This window comes from Paenibacillus sp. FSL H3-0321, assembly GCF_038002865.1.
Lineage (GTDB): Bacteria > Bacillota > Bacilli > Paenibacillales > Paenibacillaceae > Paenibacillus_AQ.
Window position 1 is genome coordinate 231,175 of the sequence record NZ_JBBODH010000001.1, and the last position, 25,788, is coordinate 256,962.

Sequence of the window (25,788 nt, forward strand, 5' to 3'; positions counted from 1 at the left end):
GAGAAAGTTGGTAGAGAACAGATCATTGGGGTCGAGGGCTTTCGACATTTTCAATCTAGTATTCCTTGTGTTAATGACACTGCTTTGCTTGGTACCCATATGGTATTGCTTAATGATCGCTCTGAGTGACAAGGCGGCGGTCCAGGCGGGCAATGTGTTTTTTTATCCTATCGGATTCAACTTGTATTCATTTCAAGTGATTCTGTCCGAAGCTAAGTTTTTTAGAGCGATATTGGTGTCGTTCGAACGCGTTATATTAGGGACCGCTTTCACGATGCTGGCATTAGTACTTGCTGCCTATCCTTTATCAAAGTCGGGCAAGCTTTTTCCGGGACGCAATCTTCTAATGTGGCTATTCGTATTCTGTATGCTCTTTAACGGCGGGTTGATTCCTTGGTTCATTACTCTGAAAACATATAATCTGATCGATAACATCTGGGGATTAGTGTTATGTGGGGGAGTCCCGATATTCAACTTGATCTTGATTATGAACTTCGTTAAGAATTTGCCGGAGGAGCTGGAAGAAGCAGCGAAGATAGACGGGGCTGGTCCTTGGAGATACCTGTTCAGCATATTATTACCTCTATTAAAACCCGTACTGGCTACCGTTGTTTTGTTTACCATAGTGGGATACTGGAATGACTTCTTCCAAGGCATGGTTCTCTCCACCCGGGAGGAAAGTTATCCGTTACAAACCTATATCCAGCAACTCGTAGTTTCCACTAATCTGCAGCAAATGGCTTCCATGTCCCTTGAGCAAATGAATCGTTTGTCCAAATTGAATAACGACTCGTTGAATGCAGCCAAAATTTTCGTAGCGATGATTCCGGTACTGATTATCTACCCGTTCTTGCAGAGATATTTCGTGAAAGGTATCACGCTTGGTTCCGTAAAAGGTTAACTTGTAGTCTAAGGATGTTGTCCGAGGAGGAATCCTTGAACATAAAAAACAAAAGGGGAGTTATATGCAGATGAAAAACAAAAAGGTTTATGCTGCAACTTTGTCGTTCGCTTTGCTACTCATGGGGTCACTCACGGCGTGTACTGGAAATGCTGACAATGGCAAGTCTTCTTCGGAAAACAGTTCTAATCCTGCTTCCAACAATAGCGCTGCAGAAGTACCGGCAGATCCGCTTGGAAAACAACCTCAGTTAACCACGCTTACAAGAGGAGTCCCGCTCGATCCGAACCAGAAGTACCCTGATGGCCAAGACGTAGATGACAATGCGTATACAAGAATGCTGAAGACAAAATTCAACATTGAAATTAAAAATGCTTTTACCGCATCCAATTCAGGCACGGATTATCACCAAAAGGTTGATCTTGGGATCGCTACCGGAGAAATTCCGGATTACTTGACTGAACTGACTTATACAGAATACAAAGCGATTGTTAAAGCAGGCTTGGCAATGGACATTTCCGAAGTCTGGGAAAAATATGCGAGCACGAAAACAAAAGAAGTGTACAAGTCTAACCAAGAACTCTTTGATAGCTTAGTAAAAGAAGATGGTAAAATGTATGCCATTCCTTCCTCGAATCCAATGCCGGATTTCCTGTCCGTGATGTGGGTTCGCCAAGACTGGTTGGATAAATTGAAATTGAAAGCGCCTACGAATTTGCAAGAGCTGGAAGCCGTTGCAAAAGCATTCGTTGAGCAAGATCCAGACGGAAACGGAAAGGCAGATTCGGTTGGACTTGCAGGACCTTCGATTGACGGTAAATTATATCAAGACATGACGAATTCCAACTTCGCTTATCACTTTGATCAAATTTTCGCTGCGTTCAATTCCTTCCCAGGCATCTGGGTCAAAGACAGTGAAGGTAAGGCCGTCTATGGATCCATCGTGCCTGAAACTAAAACAGCGCTGCAGAAATTAGCCGATATGTACAAGGCAGGGTTGATTTCACAAGGCATGCTCACTTCGAAGACGGAAGAATTGGTGTCGAACAATAAGGCAGGGCTGTTCTTTGGTCCTTGGTGGTTCCCGTTTGGGGATCTTGGAAACAGCTGGAAGAATGACAAAACCGCGAACTGGCAGCCTTATTCACTGGCTTCCGGCACTGATGGGATCTACTTGGCGAAGGGAGGCAACGCAGCCCGAACCTTCACGGTCATCAGCAAGGATAACAAAAACCCTGAAGCCGTCATCAAAATGCTTAACATTTATAAAGATGGTCTCTACAAACATGTTGATCCGGCAGAGCAAAAGGTACTAGGAGATGCTTCATTCCCGATGTACCAAACCTTCTCTATGGCTGATGGTCCTGCCATGGTCTTGAAAGAGACAACCAATTATCTCGAAGGCAAAAAGACGGCGGATGAGATTCATACGTATTTCCAAGACTTCGATGCTTACACAGATGATGCATTCAGTAAGATCATCGCTTCCAAAACGGAACCTTTTGATAATATGAGTATCTTGGGCTGGGATTTCTCCGGAACAAAAGCGGACGATTTCGGTACGGTTTGGGCATTTGGCGTAGGCTTGAAGCCGTACGTGGAAGGTAAATTCCAGTTCGTAAACACCTTGACCTATGAGCAAACCAAAACAATGGAAAAACGTTGGTCGAATCTAAGCAAGCTGGAGTATGAAACCTTTTCCAAAATTATCGTAGGCCAAGCTCCAATCAGCGCATTTGATGAGTTCGTAAGCAAGTGGAAATCTCAAGGCGGCGATCAAGTCACGAAAGAGATCCAACAATCGTTAGATAAGTAACACATTAAGAGAATATTGAACAACAATGAGTTCTGTCAAAAACAGAACTCATTGTTTCGATAAGACCCAATACACTATAGAGATAAAACTAAGTTGTGAGGAGAGAAGAGATGTCATCTGAAGTTATACAAGCAGAGAAATACAGACCCAAATTCCATTTTAGTCCGCCAGCGAATTGGATGAATGATCCGAATGGCTTGGTTTATTTTAAGGGGGAATACCACCTCTTCTATCAGCATCACCCTCATGGAACCAGCTGGGGACCGATGCACTGGGGACATGCAGTGAGTAAAGACCTGATCACTTGGGAGCATCTCCCTATTGCACTTGCTTCCGACGAGCTGGGAATGATTTTTTCGGGTAGTGCAGTGGTGGATTGGAACGATTCAACCGGTTTTTTCGACGGTGAACCCGGTCTTGTCGCTATTTTCACGCATCACGCCCACTCTCCTGGAGGGAATTCAATAGAGAAACAAAGTATTGCCTTCAGTAGCGATAAAGGAAGAACTTGGATTAAGTATGAAGGGAATCCCGTCCTTACTTCGGATAAGCATACTGATTTCCGGGATCCTAAGGTGTTCTGGCACAAAGAAACTGAGCAGTGGGTGATGATTGTTGCCAGTGGTCAAACCGTTTGTTTATACCGTTCTCCGAACCTGAAAGAATGGAGCTTCAGCAGCGAGTTTGGGCAAGGGATGGGTTCGCATGACGGCGTTTGGGAGTGCCCGGATTTATTTGCATTACCCGTTGACGGAGAGGAGACGGCATTGAAATGGGTCATGTTCGTGAGTATTGGAAATGAGCCACATGTTCCGGAAGGGTCTAGAACCCAGTATTTCACCGGACGCTTTGACGGGTTAGCTTTCATACCGGATCAATCCTCTCAAATGACTCGTTGGATCGATTATGGTAAGGACAATTACGCTGGCGTGAGCTGGTCTGACGTCTCTGCTAAAGATGGACGCCGGATTTATATCGGCTGGATGAACAATTGGAAATATGCAGGCGAAACTCCAACTGAAGGATGGAGGGGGGCCATGACATTTCCAAGGGTGCTGACTTTGGAAACGAGGAACGGAGACATTGCATTGATTCAGCATCCCGTCAATGAATTGGAATCCATCCGAGTGCCTCAAATTGAATCGGAAGGGAATTCCTCTGCTAAGCTCAGTTCAATTTGCGAAGGTATGGAATTAGAAACCTATGAGCTTGTTGCCGAATTCAAATGGACTGAGAGCGTGGATTCTATAGGCTTCAAGATCAGAGCCTCGGGCCAGGAGGCAACAGTCGTCGGTTACTCCGTTAAAGATGAAAGCTTATTTATCGATCGTACCCGTTCCGGAAATATTGATTTTCATGATGATTTTTCAGGTAGACATCAAGCAAAACTACAGTCCAGCCAGCAGTGCGTGAAATTTCAACTTATAGTGGACCGGACATCCGTCGAAGTCTTTGCCAACGATGGAATCCTCGCGATGACGGATCTGATCTATCCTTCCTCCGACTCATTGGGTTTATCGTTCTTTTGTGATGGCGGGGAGTTACTGTCCTATAAAATTGCAATCCATAAATTAGGGTGAAAATTAGAACAAGGCGAACTCACAGGAGTTTGCCTTGTTCTGTATCCTAGAGGAAAGCCATCGTTACATGACAGTTAGCATCGCAGGTCGATTTCAAAGGTTTTAATCTCATAAGGTTCAAGGACGAAGCAGATGCCAGCATTGTTATGCATTTCGCCATCTGGTTGTTCCATCAAGTTCGTTTCTCTCCATCCATGAATCTGCAGGCTGCTCGTCAGCTCCAGCATGTTGGAGCTTCCGGAGTAATCGTGAATACGCACGATGAGGCAGTCCGAATCCTCTGCTTTTTTGACAGCCGAGATCATGGCCGTATCGCCGGACAAGGCGAACATGGAACGGTTTGGCTGCTCTGCATGTCCCTTCGTATAGCGAATCGGGGCATTCAGGAACCAGGCTTGCTTCACGGTCTGACCGGTCAGCCAATCCCCTTGATGCGGTAGAAGGGCATAGGTGAAGCGATGCAGCCCCTGATCGGCATGCGGATCAGGATGTGTAGCGCTTTTGATCAACGTGAGCCGCAGGACATTGTTTTTAATATCATAACCGTATTTGGAGTCGTTCAACAGGCTGACACCATAACCCTTGTCGGACAAATCTGCCCATTGATGCCCGACAGACTCGAAGCGCGCCCAATCCCAGCTCGTATTCCAATGTGTCGGCCGTTTGACGTTGCCGAACTGAATGTCATAGGTTGCCTCAGTTGAGCGGATACCGACGGGGAAAGCCACCTTCAGCAATTGCTGCTTCTCGTGCCAATCCACTTCGGTCACATAGTCGATGCGCCGTTTCCCGGCATAGACGATCAGGTTCTGCGTAATTGTAGAATTACGGTACTGCCAATTGAAGCGGATGACGGCCCGAAGCGGACCGGTCTCAATCACTTCGATTGCTGTGCAATCTCGAATCTCAGTCATTTTTTCCTGATAGAAGATATCAATATCCCAAGCTTCATGTGCCAGAGGTTTATCCTCAAACACCTGCAATAGATTGCCGTTAGCACCCTTGGCCAGTACTTCCCGTCGTGCTGCTTTATCGTAAATGCGGGTCAACTGCCCGGCTTCGTTCCATGCCAATTGATAAAAAGGGGTTTCGATTCCAAGTTCTGTATGGCTGAATGGAGACAACTCCGAATTGATAGATTCAGCTTCGCCATGGAAATGTATGGTTGTATACCCGAGCGAAGGAATATCTTGCACCTCAATATACCAAATGCCTGTATCCAGCTGTGCATTCAAGCGTAGCCCTGCATCGCTTAACCAATATCCCTGCTCCATCCCCGCAGAAGCGGGAATAGCGACTATCTCCGTAATACTCCATGGTGAGGAATTCCACACCGAGAAACTGCCTGCCGTTTTCCCTGCTGCGATCGCAGTCCGGGCTTGTGTGTCGACTTGACTGCCGATCTGCCACGCTTCCTCGTATTCAACTGTACTGTCTTCGTACACCTCACGGATGGAGGAGCCTGGAATGATGTCATGGAACTGGTTGCGCAGAATGATTTTCCATCCTGAGGTCAGCGGTTTGGCTTGATACAGATTCCAGTCCTCCTGCAAAATGCTCTGCAGGGCATTCAGCCACTCGGCTTCACGATAGGCCAGTTCGAGTTTGCGGTTCATCTGTTTGTTGTAAGCTTGGCTGGTATACGTCCCGCGGTGATACTCCAGATACAATTCGCCGTCCCAGGTATGGATGTATGAACCGGTATCCGCTACCGTCTGCTGCAGCTTTTCGAAATAGGCATCTGCACGTCCGGTAGTTACCTTGGGTAGCCCGGGCAACAGATCCAGCCGCCGCCGCATCTCGAGCATTTCGCGGTTCACGCCGCCACCGCCGTCACCATAACCATAGGACAGCAACAGATCCTGATTCATCTCCTTGTCGCGGTAGGCATCCCATATTCCTTTGACCGTCTTGGGGATGATCTTCCCGTTATAGGTGTAGAACCATGAACCCGGCTCAGACCACGGTTCAGGAGTGGTGATGAAATGGGTCAATACCTCGGAGCCGTCAATGCCGCGCCAATGGAACGTATCGAATGGCATCCGGTTATACTGGTTCCAGCTTATTTTCGTGGTCATGAACGTATGAATGCCCGATTTTTTCAAAATTTGCGGCAGGGACCAGCTGTACCCGAACACATCCGGCAACCATAAGTACCTGCACTCCGATCCGAACTCCTCCTTCAGGAAGCGTGTACCGATCAGCAATTGCCGAGCCAGCGATTCGCCTGAGGTCAGATTGCAGTCCGCTTCAAGCCACATGCCACCGCCGGCTTCCCAGCGTCCTTCTGCAATGCGCTCCTTGATGGATTCATACAGCTCCGGGTAGTCTTCTTTCACATATTCGTATAGCTGGGGCTGTGTCTGCAGGAAAACATACTCCGGGAACATCTCCATCAGCCGCATCACCGTAGAGAAGGACCGCGCACATTTCTCGCGTGTATGCTTAAGCCGCCACAACCAGGCAACGTCAATATGGGTATGGCCAATACAGGTGATGGTCACATCGGATAGTTTGTCCATGGCTTCCAGGCAGGCGCTAAGATTGTCTCTGGCTTCGTAGACAGAGATGAAAAACGCCTCTGATTCGGAGTCTGCCCAGTCGATCATACGTAAGGATTGCTGAAGCGCCTGCAGCAGCTTCGTCCGCTCCGGTGCATTTGGATCCAGGATTTTTACGGTTTCGAGAATGGCCGTCCCGGTGAACACAAGATCGTCCATTTTCTCATCCAGCCAGCACAGCTCCGCCTGTTTGAAGGTATGCGTCTGATTACGCGGTTGTCCGCCTCCTTCAAGACCGGACCATAAGCGGAAGAGCAGCTCAGCTGAATTGCCTGCCGCCGAAGCAGGAAGGAATACTTCCTTATGATTGGAATCGACGCCTTGAAAAGGCTTGCCTTCCCAGTAGAAAAGGGATTCAAAGCCGGAGTTATTGCCGCCCCCGGTATCGCCGAAATCAAACAAGCCGACGATTCGTTTATTTTCCCAGGATAAAGGGATTTCAGCATCTGTACGCAGCCACAAATAGAGATCCCGGCCAGTCCAGGTCTCGTTAATATGCATTGGTTGCCAATTGGCTTCGGCACCTGGAACCGTAGGATTAATATCTTCCCGGCGGTCTTCACAAGCAAGAAATACGCTCAGGGTCTTCCGGTCCCGGTAACGGAGTGCGGATAATTCATGAATACGTGCCTGTAATTTGTTTTCGGTAAGAAACATCGTGTGGACCCCCAGTTCATATTATCGGAGGGTGAATGATTTATAGGGAAAGATCCAAATTGGGATAAAAAGTGAATAGCATAGGGGAATGCGCTCATTATAGCGCTTTCTTTTTCTTTTGACAATTGAAAGTTGAGGGGAAGGCACTGCATGTTCTATTTATTGCGCAAATTTAACGAACGGTGATACACTGAGTTGAAAATTGGCTCCGAAGGAGGCGGTCAGGCGCGAATGTCCAAGATCCGGACCTTTTATCAAAATCATCTGAAGAAAAAAATGTTTAACAAGATCCTCCTGTTCTACTCCATGGTCATGGTTCTCTTGTTTATTAGTGTCTCTATTCTCGCTTACCGCTATTATGAGCAGCGGCTCGTACGGGAGCAGATGGATGCGAGTCTTCAGGAACTAGACATCATCAGCATCAGTCTGAATCAGCAGAACGAACGGATGTATGGCGCGGTGCAGCAGATTTATACGGATGCGATGATTGGAGATGATTTGAAGTATTTCTTGACTCATGAATATGAGAACTTCCTCAAGTGGCGTCTGAATCAATATGCAAACAGCTACCGGACGGAGCGCAACAGCTTTGATTATCATTTACGCCTGCTGCTGAAGGAGGAAGCATCCATCTCGAACATTGTGCTGTACAGCTCGGACCAGGACTTTTATTACCTTCTAAACCGGGAAACGCAGCATTTTTACGATCAACCGGCGTTATCCGCTGCACATCAGGACTGGTATGAAGGGTTCCGCAATCAGCCTTGGCAGTATATGGGCAACGAGCCGCTGTTCGAGGGGAAAGCCGCCGGGGAATCCACACCTTACAGCTACGTGAATGTGCTCAAGGACCCTGTGACGCTGAAGAAATATGGTGCCATCCTGTTCGAACTCAATACAAGCCGGATTAAAGGGCTGCTGCGGGAAAAATTAAACAATACGAGCAGTCGGATAATGCTGATCACGTCGCAGGGGCAAGTGATTTTTGACTCGCAGGGGCGTTACGATAATACCGTCTATCCGTATTGGAAGCAGATGACTAAGCCGGGGGATTGGGTGAATCTGGAGGAACGCTCCAAAGTACAACTGCTGAATATCGGGAATACAGGGATGGTCGCTGCTGCCATCATTCCGGAGTCTCAAATCGTACAGAGCCTTCAAACCTTACGTTTTAGTCTCACAGGGATCGTGATCTTATGCATCATTATCAGCATCTCAGTGACGTTCACTGTTATCCGCCGCTACTCCAAAAAAATCCACAGAATTATCGTCTACATGCGGCGCTGGCAGGATGGCGATTTGAGCAAGCGGATCAAAATGGAAGGGGAGGATGAACTGCAGCAGATCTCGCAAAGCTTTAACTATATGTGTGACCGGCTGGAGTCCTATATCCAGACCGTCTATATCTCGGAGATCAAGCAGAAGAACGCACAGCTCGTGGCTCTGCAGGCGCAGATCAATCCGCATTTCCTGTACAATACGCTCGAGAGTATACGCATGAAGGCTATCAGTTCAGGGGCCAGGGATGTCGGTCAAATGATTTATATACTCGCAACAATGTTCAGGCATTTGATCAAAAAACAAACACATGTCACTCTGGCCGAAGAAATCGAGCTGTGCGGGATGTATTTGGCCTTAATCCAATACCGGTATGAGAACAAGCTACAGGTGGAAACGAACATCGAGATGCCGGTCGCCGGAAGTATCGTGGTTAAACTGCTGATTCAGCCGATTATTGAAAATTACATCGTTCACGGCTTTCGGGCGAATGACGACGATAACCGGATTTCCATAATGGCTGCAAAACAGGAGAGACACATCATTATTCGAGTGAAAGATAACGGGAAAGGCATTGCGCAAGAGAAATTAATAGAGCTACGCAAGGCGCTGCAAAGTGAGGGGGAAGCACCTTCGCGATCAAGTGATTCCCTGGGTCTAAAAAATGTACATGAACGCATTCGTTTGAATTATGGCAGCGAGTTTGGAATACGTGTGATCAGTGAGCAGGATAAAGGCTGTGAGGTTATCATCGAAATTCCATTCACAAGGGAGGACTAACCGAATGAGGAACGTATTGCTGGTGGATGACGAGCCACTCATTGTCGAAGGAATGCAGTCCATCATCGATTGGAATGCGAATCATATGCAAATTGCAGATACAGCGCGCAATGGTGTGGAAGCGCTAGCAAAACTGGACGGCTTATCCGTAGATCTGGTTATCACGGACATCATGATGCCTCAGATGACAGGACTTGAGCTGATCCGTGAGATCAAAGTACGTAGTCCCCTCACTAAGTTCATCATTCTGAGCGGTTACGAGGAATTCAATTACGTGCGGGAAGGCATTACGCTGGGTGTCGAGAACTATTTGCTCAAGCCGGTCAATATCGACGAATTGGAAGCGACGATTAAGCATATGCAGCATGATTGGGAGTGCGAGGAAATCAGACAAATCCAAATGGATCAGAGCTGGAGGATTCTGAGGAATAATATATTGCAGCGGTGGGCTAATGAAACCATTGATGCCAAAGAGTTCCGGGAGCGCGCGCAGCTGCTGGAAATCCCCTTGACCAAGTCAAATTACAGCGCTGCTGCGCTGCGAATCGTAACTGATCATGATCACGAGATGGATGATCCGCAGTTATACAGACCCGTAATTGCCGAGCAGTGTGAAATCATAGGTAGAAACCAATTACCACACGGCTGTGAGATCATCTGCTTCCCTGATCAGGAAGGGGATATCATCGTGCTGTTCGCTTCAACCGGCATGGAAGAAGAAGAATGGAAATTTCATGCGCTTCGCGGGATGAAGCAGTGGATCACGTCTGATACAGGCGCCTGTGTATGGAGCGTGAAAGGGCAGTCCGAGCAATCCTATCTGGGGTTTCCGCAAAGCTGCAAACAAGTGAAGCTGTGGCTTGAGAATCATTTGTTGGGCGAGTCAGAGACTTTCATAGTGACATCGGACTACGAAAGAGAAGCCGATCCTGCATATGAGCAAAGGGAGCCCGCTATGGATCAATTCCATAAGTTGCTCCGGGACGGGAAAAGTCTTGAGGTTGACCGGTTTATCGACGACTTCTTTGATGTTCAGGCAGAGGATGGGCACTCGGCAAGAACGCCGTTCTTCAACTCCGCAATTCAGCTAATGCTGGCGGCCAAGACTTTGGAAAAGACTCCGGATTACGGAGGCGTATTCGCTCCCTTATCCAGAATTCATACTCGCAGCGGGCTGAAGCGGCTGGTGAAAAGGGTGATCCAACAAACACTTGATACATACCATGCGACTGAAAGGGACTATAGCCCGCATGTGATGGCTGTACTGGATTTCGTGAAAAACACTTACAAAGAGGAGCTTTCGCTGAAGACGCTCAGCCAGAAACTGGACCTTCATCCCAACTATCTGGGGCAGTTGTTTCAACAGGAGGCAGGCACCAGCTTTTCCGATTATGTGAACCAGTACCGGATCGAACGTGCCACCCATCTGCTGCTGTACTCGGACAAAAAGACGGCGGAGGTGGCAACGGAGGTAGGCTATTGGGATACATCTTACTTTTACAGGCAGTTCAAAAAATATGCCGGCGTTTCCCCGACAGAACTGCGTTCGATGTATATGAAAAAGTAGTCCGTGACCTGCCGGTTCTAAAAAACACACCTTGCAGAGGTGTGTTTTTTAGTGAAATGAATGCGCTATCTTTAATTAATCCATCATTTTATTGTATTTTTCAACTATCTCGGCGGCTGCCCGGCTTTCATAATAAAGACAGGGGTGAACGGGAAATTCCAAAACACCAAGTGAGCTGAAGTTTACCATTGTTGATTATAGGGGATGAACAGTGGATGAACTCAGCTACAAGTGAATCAAAGGAGGGACAGCCGTGCTAGGCATCTTGAAGAAACTGATGAAGAATAGGGCGTTTCTTCTGCTGGTATTGCCGGGAGCAGCGTGGTTTATTATTTTTGCTTATTTGCCGATGTTTGGGACGATTATTGCCTTTAAGGATTTCCGGATTCATCCGGGAGGATTTCTTGAAAGCGTTTTAAAAAGCGAATGGGTCGGTTTCAAAAACTTCGAGTTTCTGTTCTCGACCGACGATGCTTATATCATAACGCGCAATACGATTCTTTATAACGTCGGTTTGATCATGCTTGGACTGGTTCTCGCGGTTACGCTTGCCATCATTATGAATGAGCTGTTAAATAAACGGCTGGCGAAATTTTACCAAACCGCAATGTTTATGCCGTATTTCCTCTCATGGGTTATTATTAGCTATTTTGTATTCTCGTTCCTCAATGTAGAAAAGGGCGTGTTCAATCAGCTCCTTGTCTTCTTTGGCGAAGACCCGGTCAGTTGGTACAGCGAGACGAAATTTTGGCCGTATTTTCTTATCTTTCTGGGTCTCTGGAAAAATGCCGGATACGGGAGCGTCGTCTATCTTGCAGCAATCGCCGGCATCGACCGCTCTTATTATGAGGCAGCAATGATCGACGGCGCTACCAAATGGAATCAGATTAAGTTTATTACACTGCCGATGCTGAGGCCGCTTATGATCATTTTGACAGTTCTGGCACTCGGCGGCATCTTCCGCTCGGATTTCGGCTTATTCTACCAGGTTCCGCGGGATTCCGGTGCACTGTATCCGGTCACCAACGTTATCGACACGTTCGTGTATCGAGGATTGACGATCATGGGTGATACAGGTATGAGTACGGCTACGGGCCTTTATCAATCCGTTGTCGGTTTGATTCTCGTTCTGCTCGCGAATTACGCTGTACGCAAAATTGAAAAGGATTATGCCGTATTCTAAAAAAATCGGCAAGGGGGGTGCCTGCAATGAATGACTTAAGCGAATCTATGGAGAGAACGTTGCTCTATGCTCCCAGGAAGAAGACCAGGGACATCAATGCGATTAGTCCATTATGGAATTTTATATTTAATGTGGGGGTGTGCTTATTCGCCCTATCCTGTATCTTCCCGTTTATTTTTATCATTATCATTTCCTTTACGGACGAGAAGACGTTGGCCATCAACGGCTTCAGCATCCTGCCCGAGGTGCTCAGTCTGGACGCCTACCGGTTTCTGATGCGGTCCGGTGAGCAAATGGTCCAATCCTTGGGAGTGACCCTGGCCGTAACGGTCATTGGAACAGTTCTGACGCTGTATCTCGTTTCTACATATGCGTACGCAATTTCACGCAAGAACTTTGACCAGCGCCGGTTCTTCAGCTTTCTCGCCTTCTTCACCATGCTGTTCTCCGGGGGACTGGTCCCGGGATATATCGTCGTTACGCAAGTACTTCATTTGCGGGATTCCATCTGGGCGCTGATATTCCCATCCATTCTGAACGCATTCTATATTATCGTCATGCGCACCTTCTTTACGACGACTGTACCGGATGCGATCATCGAATCGGCCAAGATCGACGGAGCAACCGAATTTGGCATCTACACACGTATTGTGCTGCCAATCTCGCTGCCGGGTATTGCGACTATCGGGCTTTTCAGTACACTTGGCTTCTGGAATGACTGGTTCAATGCGCTTCTGTATATTGATAATCCAAATTTAATTCCACTACAAACACTGTTAATCCGGATTCAGAACAATATGGACTTCATCGTACAGAACAGCAGCCAGGTAGTATCTTACGACATTGCTGCGACCTTGCCGACAGAAACGGTCCGTATGGCGATGGTTGTGCTGGCTACGCTGCCAATCGCGCTGGCGTATCCGTTTTTTCAAAAGTATTTTATCCAAGGACTTACGATTGGTTCGGTTAAGGAATAAGTTGGATAAGTTGTAGCTGCCCGAAGCAGGGCAGTAACAATAGATATTTATATTGATTAGGGGGAGACATATGAAGTCCAAGAAAATTGTATTGCTGATGGTTGTGTTTCTGTTTGCACTTGCTTCCACGTTGGCTGGCTGTGGCGGCAACAACACGAAGGAGAACAATAATGGGAATACGCCGTCCGAGACCCAAGCGGCTAGTCCAACGGAATCTGGCGACCAGACCGGGGATAAGCTGGACCCTGTAAAGCTCAAGGTATACCTCATCGGTGGACCACAGCGTGACCTGCCAAAGATTCAAGAGGAAATGAATAAATATTTGACGGACAAAATCAACGCAACCGTCGACATCACAATGATTGACTGGGGCGACTACTCGAAACGGTTACCGGTTATCACAGCTTCCGGGGAGAATTACGATATCGCTTTCACCTCATCCTGGGCTTTTGACTACCTGCCCAACGCGACTCGGGGTGCATTTTTGCCAATCAATGATTTACTGGAAAAATACGGTCAGGATATCATAAAAGAGCTCGACCCGCGTTTCCTGACTGGATCGCAGGTGAATGGCAAAAATTATGCCGTGCCGGTGAACAAGGAGCTGGCTTCGCAATGGGTATGGCGTTTCAACAAACAGTATGTCGACAAGTATAAGATGGATATTACAAAAATCCGCACCCTAGAGGATCTCGAACCTTATTTGAAACAAATCAAGGAAGGCGAGCCGGCTGACATTACACCACTGGCCGTACCGAAAGGCTTCAAGCCTTATATGCCGTTCGACTTCCTCCTGGGCGACGAGTTCCCGGTGGGTATGAATATGAATTCAACGGATGGCAAATACGTAAATATTCTTGAATCCGACGAACTGAAAAGCTCGCTCAACACCATTCGCAAATACTATCAAGCCGGATATCTGCGCAAAGATGTTGCAACTCTGGAAGGCATTGATAACATCAAGACAGGTAAATGGTTCGCTGACCGCGAGCAAACACAGCCTTATGCAGAATTGGGCTGGTCGAGAAGTGCGGGCTATGACATCGTGACCTCACCGATGCAGGACCCGGTTATCTTTACAGGCTCCGCTACCGGTTCTATGCACGCAATCTCGGCGAATTCCAAAAATCCGGAGCGTGCGATGATGTTCTTGAACCTGCTCAATACGGACAAATATTTGCGCAATCTGATCAACTATGGTATCGAAGGTACGCACTATAAGAAGATCTCTGAAGACGTCATTGAAGATCTGCCGGCCATGAAAGACGGGTACCAGATGCCGGGATTCGCACTAGGCAATCTTTTCCTGACCTACAGCCACAAGGAAGACCCTGCGGATAAATGGGAAGCGTTCAAGGAGTTCAACAATTCCGCCAAGGTTGCTCCAAGCTTTGGCTTCAACTTCAACCCTGATCCAGTAAAGACAGAAGTAGCGTCCATCTCGGCGATCGTAAAAGAATTCTATCCACCTATCATGACAGGTGCGGTCGACCCGGATGAACACCTGCCGAAGGCAATCTCCAAGATGAAGGCTGCCGGTCTGGATAAAGTCATAGCAGAAGCACAGAAGCAATACGACGAGTGGAAAGCAGCCAATAAATAAATCTGGCATTAATCTACTATTTACAACACAGATTGATCAATTGGAGGAGGATGGCATGAAAAAGATAGGTGCAGGTTTTATCTTCTTAGTTATGATGTGTGCTGCATTATCCACTTCTGCGTTAGCAAAACAGCCTTATTCATCCTATTGGTTTCCAGAGCAATTGCTTCAGTGGAGTCCTGCATCCGACCCGGATGCAGCATTCAACCGCAGTACAATCCCGCTGCAGGACCGCTTTGTGGGAGCAGAAGTCAACTCGCATGCGACTAAAGCGCCGAAGGTTATGGCTTTATCGGCACTCAATTCGGGAACAAGTGGAGTACCCTCACAGGGCTCTGACAAATTCGGGGCAAACACGTTTACCTATTGGCAATATATTGACAAACTGGTCTATTGGGGCGGCTCGGCCGGCGAAGGGATCATCGTGCCTCCAAGCGCCGATACGATCGACGCAGCTCATAAGAATGGCGTGCCGATCATCGGAACGGTGTTTTTCCCGCCAACGGTGTATGGCGGGAAATATGAATGGGTAAAGCAGATGCTTCAGCAGAACAGCGACGGCTCCTTTCCTGCCGCTGACAAGCTGATCCAGGTTGCGGAGCATTACGGATTTGACGGCTGGTTCATTAACCAGGAGACTGAGGGTGGAACGCCGGCTGACGCACAGCTAATGAAAGCTTTCCTGAGTTATTTTGAATCGCACAAGTCTACATCTATGCACATCGTATGGTACGATTCCATGACCAAAGAAGGCAGTATCAGTTGGCAGAATGCACTAAATGACAAAAATGCGATGTTCCTGCAGGACAATGGGAAGCAAATAACAGACAGCATGTTCCTGAACTTCTGGTGGAAGGATCTTAAAAGCTCGGCAGAGAAGGCCAAAAGCTTGGGCAGAAGTCCGTTTGACCTGTATGCAGGCATTGATGTTGAAGCCAAGGGTTACGATACAAAGGTGAACTGGAATCTGCTATTCCCGGAAGGAGTGCCTGCAGTCACTTCTCTGGGTATTTACCGCCCTGACTGGGCTTTTAACAGCGCAGAGAGTATGGAGGATTTCTTCATCCGCGAGAACAAATTCTGGGTGGGTCCAAACGGAAATCCGGGTAATACCGCGAGCAGCCAGGCCTGGAAAGGAATCGCGAACAATGTGGTCGAAGCATCCCCGCTAAATGAGCTGCCCTTCATCACCAGCTTCAACACTGGAAGCGGACAGAAATATTATGTTCGAGGGAAGCAGGTGCGGGATAAGGGATGGAACAACCGGAGCCTGCAGGATGTCCTGCCGACATGGCGCTGGATCGCAGACAGCAAAGGAACACCGCTTACACCGGTACTCGATTGGTCCGATGCGTATTACGGCGGCAGCTCGCTGAAGGTATCAGGAGTGCTGAGCCATGACAATGCGACACATCTGAAGCTCTACAAGACAGATCTGAAGATCGAAGCAAGTACGAAGCTGGCGGTTACTTACAAAACGCAGAGCAAGCCGAGCCTGAAGGTTGGCCTTGCTTTCGCAGACCATCCCGACCAATTTGTCTTCCTTAACGTGAAGGATAAGACATCACCAGGCTGGACTACAGAAACATTGAACTTGACCCCTTATAAAGGAAAACGGATCGTGGCGTTGTCACTGTATTTTGACACCAAGGATACGATAAGTGATTATGCCATACAAATTGGCCAGCTCTCCATCCAAAATGCCAACGACCCGATTCAGCAGCTCCCGGCGGTTCGCGAGCTTAAAGCCACTCAATCCGATTTCCGCAATGGAATCTATGGAGATGCCAGATTGCAGTGGAAACCGCTTGATCAGCAGGTGAAGCAGTACGAAATCTATCGTGTACTGCCGGATGGCAATGAGGTGCTAATGGGTGCAACGCCGAATCATGTGTTTTACGTCCCTGAGATGAGACGAATAGACAAAGAAGCAGTCACGGTATTGAAGGTCGTTGCGGTCAATGGAAGATACGAGCAAGGTCAGGCCTCCAGCGTGCAGATCAGCTGGCCGGCTTACCCGAAGCCGGCTGCGGAGTTCAAGGCAGATCGGACGCTGGTTGCGCCAGGTGAGAGCGTAAACTTCACAGACCTGTCGACCGAAGTGACAGAAGGATGGACATGGACCTTCGAAAGCGGAAGTCCGGCTGTCAGTACCTCGAAGAACCCGGTGGTAACGTTCAAGCAGGAAGGCGTGTACAGCGTGACACTGACTGCAACCAACAGCTCGGGCCAAGACACAATGACGAAAAAGGCGCTCATCACAGTGAGCAAGGAAGCCGGTGCGGTGAAGAATCTGGCACTTGGCAAAACTGCAACAGCCGATCATGCCTGTGGGGAAAAGGAAGGAGCGCCTAATGCCGTAGACGGTAAAGTGACGGACAACAGCAAATGGTGCGCACTTGGCAATCTGCCTCACTGGCTTCAAGTCGATCTGGGCGCTGAGCATCAAATCAGCACCTTTGTCATCAAGCATGCTGAGAGCGGAGGAGAGTGGTCCGGGTTTAATACCAGCGATTATACCATTCAGGTGAGCAGCGACGGTACGAACTGGGCCGATGCCGTCAAAATCCAAGGGAACACGGCAGCCGAGACGACTGACGCGATTGCGCTAGTTAAAGCCCGCTATGTAAAATTAATCATTACTAAACCCTCGCAGGGTGCCGATACAGCCGCGCGAATCTATGAGTTTGAAGCTAAGGGACTGTAATATTACTTAAAATATCATCCTTATAATGAAGCAAAAAAACCACCCTTTGGCGTACGGTTTTTTTGCTTTGTCTATTGGATCACTTCATTCCGAAGAGCAGCGGCGTTCTCCCCATATAATCGCCCTGATTTATATCAATGCCTTCCTGCACAAGAAGATTAGCCGCATTTGTATGCAGTCCTGATGCCTCCACATTTAAGGGGTCTAATTCGAATGAATGGGGGAATGGTGCCGACGATTTTCTAACTTTCATTATTTTTGCTAGACGCTTGAGCCTGCAACGAACAAGAGCAAGGAGAGACGGGGAGGACTGCATTCCTTGCTCTTTTATTAGGCCTGTTGATAAACAAATTATGTAACCCAAACGACCCTGACTGGATTATGTATTTGACTACGAAACTGCAAAAGCATGCAACCCTAAACATGAACTACTAAAAGAATTCATGAACGACGCCGACAAGAGAGGTGCTTATTCCCTCACTTTTTTCTTAATTAGGAGTAGTATACTTTTTCTACTTTATATAATGTATGCTCAATAGTTGGGCAGAGATCGGCATCTACTTTGTAAAATTTAACTCGGAAGTACAAACTTTTCAAAAAGTTCTTTATATTATTTTTTTGCTTAAAGGCAGGAAGAAATTCTGAATTTTTCTCCACATTACCAAAACTTTGAATCCATTGCTCTACATAAGTCTGACTAAGTATTTTTCTATTTAAGACACTAATTATGGAATTTACCATTCTCTCATCTTCCCCGTCGGAGTAAATTCGATCTGTTATGGTCAACTTTTTGTAAACCAAATTGAGGATGGTTAAGAGGTCATTTTTATCTAGTTCGGAGCATTGAGCCAAGTCATCTAAAGCATCTGCTGCATGGGCTATGGCATGAGCCCAGCCTTTTTCTTCGTCATATCCACGGTAATCTCGCTCTTCTTGTACGTGTAAAAATACTCTCTCTTTTATCTGATGAATTTGCTCTCTTGAGAGAAATGCTGATTCTCTATGCCTCATTAAGAGGAGCGGTATGACTAGCATAGAGAAAGATCGAGTGAAGACAGAGTCTGTATTTGTTTCACCAAGCTTAAAAAGCAAATGGTTTTTATCCAAAATAACTGGTAGAAGTTGTTCTAATTCGTTTGCAGTTAGAGAATTACCAGGGATCCAATGTGATAAGGTTGTATAAATTAGCTCATCACGTAGTTCAGCATCCAAAGAACCGATGTTATTTATCATTTCTTGTATCAATTGGAATGTATCGGGAGGTGCTTGGTAGCCATTTTCTTTTATTAATATCAACTTTTCTTTTAAATTCATTTTACACGCTCCTACTAGAAATTTTCCGAACTACTTTTTAAGGGTTTCTACTGACTATTCAGTTTCTTACGTCCCCCTGCTTCCCTTACTATAAGGTATAGAAAGGCAGAGGGAAATAATCCCTTTTGTCGAATATATGTATGATGAGAGAGCTTGAATTATTTTCTGGGGAGAAGTGTACAGACATGATTAAACGTAAGAGGATTGTTCTAATTGTTGCCGTATTGACATCCATAATGCTAACCGGGGCAACTAGAATCGCTCCAAATCTTGAACAAGCACCCGAATTAAAAATTAGAGTCCAAAAAATCGATTACCCTAAACCCTTGGAACCGTTGACATTCTTTTGGGCAAAAGATAATGAGGGGCTGTATAAGACGATTTTCGGTCCGGGCAAGACGAAGACTACTATGGTCATGACCGGTATTTACAGCAATATCTTGTATGAAGATTACGAGACATTATATTTTCTGAAGCATGGGGTTAACCAGACAAGCGATATCTACAAGCTAGAAGTGTCCTCCAAAAGATTGACGCGCCTGACCAGCTTAGGGGGAATTGATCAATTTTTCCTCAAGAACAAGAGCATCTATTATGTCACCAATAGCATGACTATCGAACCTGGCGTGTACCGGATGGCGCTGGATGGAAAGTCGAAGGTCAGAGTTAGTTCAACCCTATTGGATGCGCAGGATAAAAGGTATCGCTATTACATTGGCTCAGGAATACAAACTGATGGGTTGGACGTCTATTTTCCGCTTATGCGACAGCCCTTGCCGTCTACTGGCGAGAAGTATATCGTGCAGAAAGACGATGAAATCGAATATAACTGGAAAACCGCGAAGAACAATGAGGAGCAACTCTCTACTTATTTTTTCTATATGAAAGATTACATGGGTGATGCAGATTCCGATTCGTTTGTTTTTGTAGAGCATGATGAGGAGGCAGACACGACTTACCTTCATCTGTTTAAAAAAGGTAATCAAATTGTTCGTAAAATAATCGGTTGGGAACTTGAGCCTTTGGACATCTTGCACGGATGGGCGTATTTCACCGCAAAGGCTGAAAACTTGGAAGCGGGAGGGACTTTCGCCATTCGGCTGGACGGTTCAGGACTGCGTCAAATCGGTAACAATGAATTTTTACTATCCGACTACTTAGGAAGCATTAAGCGGAATCTTGTGTTCAAGAACCGTAACGACGGCACATTTACGATTATGAAGGAATTATGATTTCATTAGAAGTCGCCATATTGGCGACTTTTTTGTAGTAACGATATAAGCCGAAAGTGGCAAAATGCTAATATCCCAACCTTTCTTCCTGTGATATGATTATTTAAATATATTTGTTAGTAGGGGATGGTGCAAATGTTAGATCAGCGAGTGTACGTCCGGTTCCCGGAGGAAGCGGACGCCGAACAATTGACAGCAATGTTCAAGCGCAATCGGGAGTTTTTTGAGAAGTTCTCACCAACCAACCCGGATGAGTTCTATACAGAGGAGCAGCAGCTCCAAATAATTAAAAAGAGCAAGTCCGACAGAGCGGAGGACCGGAAATATGACTTCATAGTGTGCCACAAGCAGGACGACCGGATTATTGGTAACGTAGGGTTGTCCTTTGTAGTGCGGGGCCCGCTTCAGTGCTGCATGATCGGATACTGCCTGGACCAGGATTATAATGGCAAGGGCTATATGACGGAGGCTGTGAAGCAGGTGGTGCGCTATGCCTTCGAGGAGCTGAAGTTTCACCGGATCACAGGGGAAGCCTCTCCCCGGAATCCCGGATCCATGCGCGTGCTTGAGAATGCCGGGTTCCACAAAGAAGGCATCTCTCAAAGCAATGTAAAGATCAATGGGGTATGGGAGGATCATCAGGTTCTGGCCATTATCAATCCCTCAGAGCGCAGTTAGACATTACGCAGCTAACTTGAACGATTATATAATCGACCTTGATTGGCTTTGTGCCTTTCGAGGTTTTTTTCAACAATCCATTATAAATAAAAAAATTATCGTATCATATCTTCGTCACTTCCTTCCGAAAGTAAATAGAAAGACTTTATTCAAAGTGTGATACATTTGTTTGACTATTATAAACAACAAAGAGCTTATTTGACATCAGAAGGAGCTGGCTAATTTATGGATCAAATCATTGTATTCAAACTCGGAAATGAAGACTTTGGACTCGATATCAATACTATCGGGGAAATCCAAGATTCTAAAAAATCCACACCGCTTCTATTTGCCGAACCTTGGCATGAAGGATTCGCAACTATTTACGGAGAACTCTACACTGTCATTAACCTGAGAATAAAACTGAATATTTCTCGTCAGGAACGCCGTGAACAAGACAAGTTCATCATCTTGCATACACATAAATTAGCTTTTGTTGTTGATTCTGTTGAAGACATTGCCTCCGCTGCTGATTCTGTCGTTCATGAACCACCTGATAATCCCAATAAGCAAGTGATCGAGTGCAGGTATGAATCCAAGAATCGTATGATTTCTGTCTTGAATGTCCAAGCACTCATTGATTCAACACTTCTTAAGGCAAGTGAGTAACGATATTCATACAATTTTCTGCTGAAGTAAGGGAAAGATCAAATTAAGTAGACTAGTTATTTCATTTTGGACGTCCTAAGCAGTTAAGGGACGTCTTTTCTTCGTATACGGGACCTCCAACCACGCTGGCTTCAAAACCTGTTGCCGGTCAATTTATTGGAACCCACCATATAACTGGGTCTCGCGCCTAATTGTTCTGCCTTGGAGGACAAGATATGATAGAAAGAACTTATACCAGCACTATATTAAGGAGCACTTTATGGATATGGATCACACGTTAGAAACGATTCTGGACGAAATGAAACAGGAGATTGACAATTGGATAGCCTATATTAGCAATAAGGACGCAGAAAAAATTGTAAAACGTACCAAGCTGCAGGTGGGAATTCACGGTCATGCTCTGCTCGAATATGCCAAGGGCAGGGTTGACGTGACAGATGATGAGCTCAATCTCACTTTGCCTGGAGCTACAGCCATCCCCGGCGAGTTACTGAGCGAGGAAGAAGTGCGAGAGCAGATTGTCCCTGAGCTTGCTTCTTATATGCAGCATAAATTGAATGCGCTGCCTCCGGCGCTAATCGATTATCAATTTACTTTTGACGGTAAGTTTCGGACGCGGGAGGGCGGAGTCAACGTTCGTATTCTCGAATTCGTTGACGAGACGAAGAAGCAACAATTGCTGGAACGAATCTCCATCTATATTTCGGATAAACTCGAAGCGGGAAAGTATCCGACCAAACCTTTGGAGACATTTTTCCTTTCCAGACACCTGTTGGACGAGAGACTGTTCCCTGACACAGATCCCGGTGTAATCATTTCTGTTTTCGAGAACATTCAACAAGTGAATAAAGGGAACAAGCATCTTGCCGAGCATCGGAATAATGTTACCGGGGCTTTGAGGAATTGGGTAGAGAGTCATTGGTTGCCCTGTTATTTCGATAATATAGGGACACAGTGGCAGAAAGAATATAAGAAAAGAAGCGATGCCCGGCTGGAAAATACGGAGCAAGGTCCGATCGAGCTGGCCCTCTATGCTGCAATCCTGATTCTTAAATACGAACCTTCCTATAGTAGAAGTGTGGGGCTGGCCATTTTGAATTGCGCTATCGAATTGGGAAGCGCCCAGGCAAAACGTCTGACAAAGGAAGGCAGTGGAACGTTCTCCAAGGAGGACATCAGCTTGCGCGATGAACTGGCGGAATGCACGGCCAACGATGTGTTTGCCGAGGTGACCATAGCCATTAAGCAAGAAACGGAGGAGAGCTACGCGCGGGCACTCCGGTTTCTGACTCACTTGCTAAGCCTGGGCTTCCCGAAAAGCTATCAAATCAAGCTGAAATCCGGCGTCAAGCAATGGCTGCCGATCAAAGGGCTGGCCAAGTCGAACACGCACCGATTCTTTGCCAACGCTCTGGAATATCCGAATTTGCACCCCTTGCTGGAGGAGTACGCCCGGGTGGCGATGGAACCATTCGAATGGTATGCGGATACAGAAGGCGAAAAAAATTGCATGCCGGGCAGTTATGCGGTCTTCGGCCTTGGGCTTACAGATCAGGATTATTTTCCATTAGTAGAACAATACATGGGGATGGTTGACGAAGAACACCAGTCCGTTCAGAATCACTTCACAGTCGCGTTGGCCGAACGGCATGGCATTCACTTGGAGACAATTCCTACGCTGGTGAAATGCATGCTGCATAGCACGGATTCGATGAAGCTGAAGATCCAAACCGATATGGAAGATGAGGCTCATCTCCGGCTGCTGCTCGATCAAGTACGCGGTCTGCAGAACTATGAGGTGGAGCATATCGTTTATTTGATCTGGGGCGGAACGGACAAACTGAGGAAGATAGCCGCCAAAGCCGAAGGGGATCGGGGAAAATGGCTTTCTGAGCTGGCACAAGCCACCGGCCGCAGTTAGCCTTGGCGATCATCCTGCGAAGTGTTTTCTAATTGAGCGTTAGCTTATCTGGACGGCAAAAGTTTAATTTGGGGAGTATCTTCATTCTTATAAATTGGAATGAGCTGAACTAGACCCTTGTCTTCGTCAACCACCGGAACTACATTCAGATTCCGATCTGAAGTTGGAAGGTGGGAATCAGAAACTAATTCCGAGCTAACGTTGTCTACTATTGGTGATTCTACAAATTGTTCATTGAGCGTATCCGACTTTCCAAAGACGAAGACAGTAGAAAATAGTAGGGCACTCAAACCTATATACTTGATACGTAATTTCATCATTCCTACCTCCGCAAACGATTAATTTGAAGCTTTAACTATATTCTACATTAAAGTGGGTGCGGATCGTAGCAATATCGTAGAGGTCCGAGTCCTCTCGACCGCATCATTTGCAATCAAAGATCCGTTAACTGCTCTTGAAGAGTTAACGGATCTTTTTGTTTTATAAGTACAAGCACAGGAATAAGTGAAAATCAGATTGACAAAATAATTCATTGAATATATTGTGGATATGTGAAGTCTATTATTTATCTCAATTATAGATATAATGAATCTATAATGTATTTTATTAATCGAGAAAGGATGATTTATAATCGCAGTTCTCCATACAGAAGATGCTACTTTTGCACAACTCTCATTCAATGTGGATGACAGCCCGAAGACGGCTGGGAAATACCGCGTGATGAGCATTCCGGCCACCCTTATAGTCAAGGATGGACAACCTCGGCAACAAGAGGTGGGGATGCTATCCATACATGCATTGCAGCAGCTCGCTGCATCCGAATAGTACCTCTGAAAGCGGTGAAGATAGCTTGTCTAATAAACCCAGCATTATTGTTGCCTCACTGGTGGTTGCCAATTTTCTAACCCAATTGATGCAAACGATGTTAAATACGGCGTTGCCGCGTGTCATGCAGGATCTTGCAATTCATGAGAATCAAGCGCAGTGGCTGATTACAGTATATTACCTGATGATAGGTATAACTGTTCCTGTTGCCGGATTTTTGATCGGAAAGTTTACTACGAGGGCCTTGTTCATGGCCTCTGTCGGAGCGTTCACAGCAGGAACACTGATTGCCGGGATCGCCTGGAGTTTCCCGCTAGTCCTGACGGGGCGTTTGGTTCAAGGCATCGGTGCGGGCCTGCTGTTTCCGCTGTTTCAGACGACAATACTCAGAGTCTTTCCGAAGGAGAAAATCGGTGCAGCGATGGGGGTAGTCGGTTTGGTCCTGGGGCTGGCTCCGGCGCTTGGGCCCACTCTGTCTGGGTTCGTGGTTCAGAACCATTCATGGAGACTGTTGTTTTATGCTGTGGGGCCGCTTGCAGCCGCCAATTTATTCTTAGCGCATTTCACGCTGCGGAATGTAGGAGAGACTCATCAGACCAAGCTCGACACCAGGTCCATTATCTATTCTTCACTCGGATTCGCTGGTATTTTGTATGGATTTAGCATTGTCGGGGAAGAAAAGGGAAATCCCGCTGTCGTTGGGGTCATCCTTCTGGCCGGATTCCTGATCGTGGCGGTGTTTATTAAAAGACAGCTCAAGCTCACGGCACCTTTGCTCGATTTCAAGCTGTTTCGGCACCGCTCCTTTACCCGATCTTCCATTGTGGGGGTGATCTTGTTTGCGGTGATGGTGGGGGTTGAACTCCTTCTTCCTCTGTATGCACAGACGATAAGAGGCTTAACACCTCGGGAGTCCGGGCTTATGCTGTTGCCGGGTGCATTGCTGATTGGTGTCGCCGGTCTGATCTCAGGCAGGCTATATGACCGGTTTGGGGTTAGCCGCGTAACTCAGGGAGGATTTCTGCTCATTCTGATCATGGCATTGGCTCTTGCCCTCACGTTATCAACAGTGACGTCCTTTAATCTACTGGTTATAATGTATGCCCTGCTTATGTTTGGAGTAGGGGCAGTAATGTCTCCAATTACGGCCTATGCCATGGCAAGTATCCCAAACACTATGGTTGCTCATGCTTCTCCAATGACGATTACGCTGCGCTCGCTCAGCAGTTCAATAGGAGGTGCCTTGCTTGTAACGATTATGACTTCAACTGCGAGTGCCAGTTCCTTAGCCTTTCCGCTGGATATGCTCCAAGGCGTCCACATTGCATTCTGGACATTGACGGCTTTTGCCGGATTAGGATTATACTTGTCTTTTCATCTGCAAGAAGCGAGAAAGCTCAAACCTGCTAATATTTGATTTTCTTAATCTATTAGGAGATGCATTCTGTAATTTCAGACTTTAGAAGGATGTGCACGATGATGAGGTCAGTATAATTAGGAATTGAAAGGAGAGTCATTCGATTCATTAAGATAAGTATTTTAGACAAATTGGGGGTTGAA

The 25,788-nt window shown here is 46.7% G+C and carries 17 protein-coding genes; 14 read left to right on the forward strand and 3 right to left on the reverse strand.

The genetic code is table 11. The features are described 5' to 3' along the window. The first annotated feature begins 7 nt into the window (after nt 1-7). The 3 genes from MHI45_RS00980 to MHI45_RS00990 all read left to right on the forward strand — a co-directional run bounded on the left by MHI45_RS00980 (nt 8) and on the right by MHI45_RS00990 (nt 4,297). Nucleotides 8-901 carry a carbohydrate ABC transporter permease gene (locus tag MHI45_RS00980; RefSeq protein WP_076112884.1) on the forward strand — a complete coding sequence of 298 codons (894 nt, stop codon included), beginning with the start codon at nt 8-10 and terminating at the stop codon, nt 899-901. 70 nt (nt 902-971) lie between these two features. Next, nucleotides 972-2,717 carry an extracellular solute-binding protein gene (locus MHI45_RS00985; RefSeq protein ID WP_179091817.1) on the forward strand — a complete coding sequence of 582 codons (1,746 nt, stop codon included), beginning with the start codon at nt 972-974 and terminating at the stop codon, nt 2,715-2,717. Between the two features lie 110 nt (nt 2,718-2,827). Continuing rightward, nucleotides 2,828-4,297 (forward strand): glycoside hydrolase family 32 protein, encoded by a 1,470-nt coding sequence (locus MHI45_RS00990; RefSeq protein ID WP_076112882.1) that lies wholly within the window; start codon nt 2,828-2,830, stop codon nt 4,295-4,297. A gap of 74 nt (nt 4,298-4,371) precedes the next feature. Here MHI45_RS00990 and MHI45_RS00995 read toward each other — a convergent pair whose 3' ends face one another. Further along, nucleotides 4,372-7,515, reverse strand: a complete 3,144-nt coding sequence (locus MHI45_RS00995; RefSeq protein WP_341118823.1) for an alpha-mannosidase — start codon at nt 7,513-7,515, stop codon at nt 4,372-4,374. Between the two features lie 231 nt (nt 7,516-7,746). Between MHI45_RS00995 and MHI45_RS01000 the strand changes: the two genes are divergently transcribed. The 6 genes from MHI45_RS01000 (at nt 7,747) to MHI45_RS01025 (ending at nt 17,610) form a co-directional block, all read left to right on the forward strand. Then, a complete protein-coding gene (locus MHI45_RS01000) occupies nt 7,747-9,573 on the forward strand; it encodes a sensor histidine kinase (RefSeq protein WP_076112880.1) in 1,827 nt (608 codons plus the stop codon). 4 nt (nt 9,574-9,577) lie between these two features. Next, nucleotides 9,578-11,140 (forward strand): response regulator transcription factor, encoded by a 1,563-nt coding sequence (locus MHI45_RS01005; RefSeq protein WP_076112879.1) that lies wholly within the window; start codon nt 9,578-9,580, stop codon nt 11,138-11,140. Nucleotides 11,141-11,393: 253 nt separating this feature from the next. Further along, nucleotides 11,394-12,323 carry an ABC transporter permease gene (locus MHI45_RS01010; RefSeq protein ID WP_038592086.1) on the forward strand — a complete coding sequence of 310 codons (930 nt, stop codon included), beginning with the start codon at nt 11,394-11,396 and terminating at the stop codon, nt 12,321-12,323. 26 nt (nt 12,324-12,349) lie between these two features. Beyond that, nucleotides 12,350-13,300, forward strand: a complete 951-nt coding sequence (locus MHI45_RS01015; protein ID WP_341118824.1) for a carbohydrate ABC transporter permease — start codon at nt 12,350-12,352, stop codon at nt 13,298-13,300. A 70-nt stretch (nt 13,301-13,370) separates the two neighbouring features. Continuing rightward, nucleotides 13,371-14,903, forward strand: coding sequence for an ABC transporter substrate-binding protein (locus MHI45_RS01020; RefSeq protein WP_341118825.1), 1,533 nt, complete (start codon nt 13,371-13,373; stop codon nt 14,901-14,903). A gap of 55 nt (nt 14,904-14,958) precedes the next feature. Continuing rightward, nucleotides 14,959-17,610 carry an endo-beta-N-acetylglucosaminidase gene (locus MHI45_RS01025; RefSeq protein WP_341118826.1) on the forward strand — a complete coding sequence of 884 codons (2,652 nt, stop codon included), beginning with the start codon at nt 14,959-14,961 and terminating at the stop codon, nt 17,608-17,610. 492 nt (nt 17,611-18,102) lie between these two features. On the opposite strand, the gene MHI45_RS01030 is transcribed toward MHI45_RS01025, so the two are convergent. Beyond that, nucleotides 18,103-18,924 (reverse strand): DUF2785 domain-containing protein, encoded by an 822-nt coding sequence (locus tag MHI45_RS01030; RefSeq protein ID WP_076112874.1) that lies wholly within the window; start codon nt 18,922-18,924, stop codon nt 18,103-18,105. 185 nt (nt 18,925-19,109) lie between these two features. Between MHI45_RS01030 and MHI45_RS01035 the strand changes: the two genes are divergently transcribed. From MHI45_RS01035 to MHI45_RS01050, 4 genes are all read left to right on the forward strand, one after another. Next, entirely contained in the window at nt 19,110-20,156 is a 1,047-nt protein-coding gene (locus MHI45_RS01035) for a hypothetical protein (protein WP_076112873.1), read from the forward strand. A gap of 135 nt (nt 20,157-20,291) precedes the next feature. After that, nucleotides 20,292-20,834 carry a GNAT family N-acetyltransferase gene (locus MHI45_RS01040; RefSeq protein ID WP_083675817.1) on the forward strand — a complete coding sequence of 181 codons (543 nt, stop codon included), beginning with the start codon at nt 20,292-20,294 and terminating at the stop codon, nt 20,832-20,834. 225 nt (nt 20,835-21,059) lie between these two features. Next, the gene (locus MHI45_RS01045) at nt 21,060-21,482 is read left to right on the forward strand and encodes a chemotaxis protein CheW (protein ID WP_076112872.1); all 423 of its coding nucleotides are present in this window, start codon (nt 21,060-21,062) and stop codon (nt 21,480-21,482) included. A gap of 265 nt (nt 21,483-21,747) precedes the next feature. Continuing rightward, a complete protein-coding gene (locus MHI45_RS01050; protein WP_076112919.1) occupies nt 21,748-23,403 on the forward strand; it encodes a DUF6138 family protein in 1,656 nt (551 codons plus the stop codon). 44 nt (nt 23,404-23,447) lie between these two features. On the opposite strand, the gene MHI45_RS01055 is transcribed toward MHI45_RS01050, so the two are convergent. Then, a complete protein-coding gene (locus tag MHI45_RS01055; protein WP_144024420.1) occupies nt 23,448-23,723 on the reverse strand; it encodes a hypothetical protein in 276 nt (91 codons plus the stop codon). Nucleotides 23,724-24,196: 473 nt separating this feature from the next. Between MHI45_RS01055 and MHI45_RS01060 the strand changes: the two genes are divergently transcribed. Continuing rightward, entirely contained in the window at nt 24,197-25,645 is a 1,449-nt protein-coding gene (locus tag MHI45_RS01060) for a DHA2 family efflux MFS transporter permease subunit (RefSeq protein WP_341118827.1), read from the forward strand. Nucleotides 25,646-25,788: the final 143 nt, after the last annotated feature.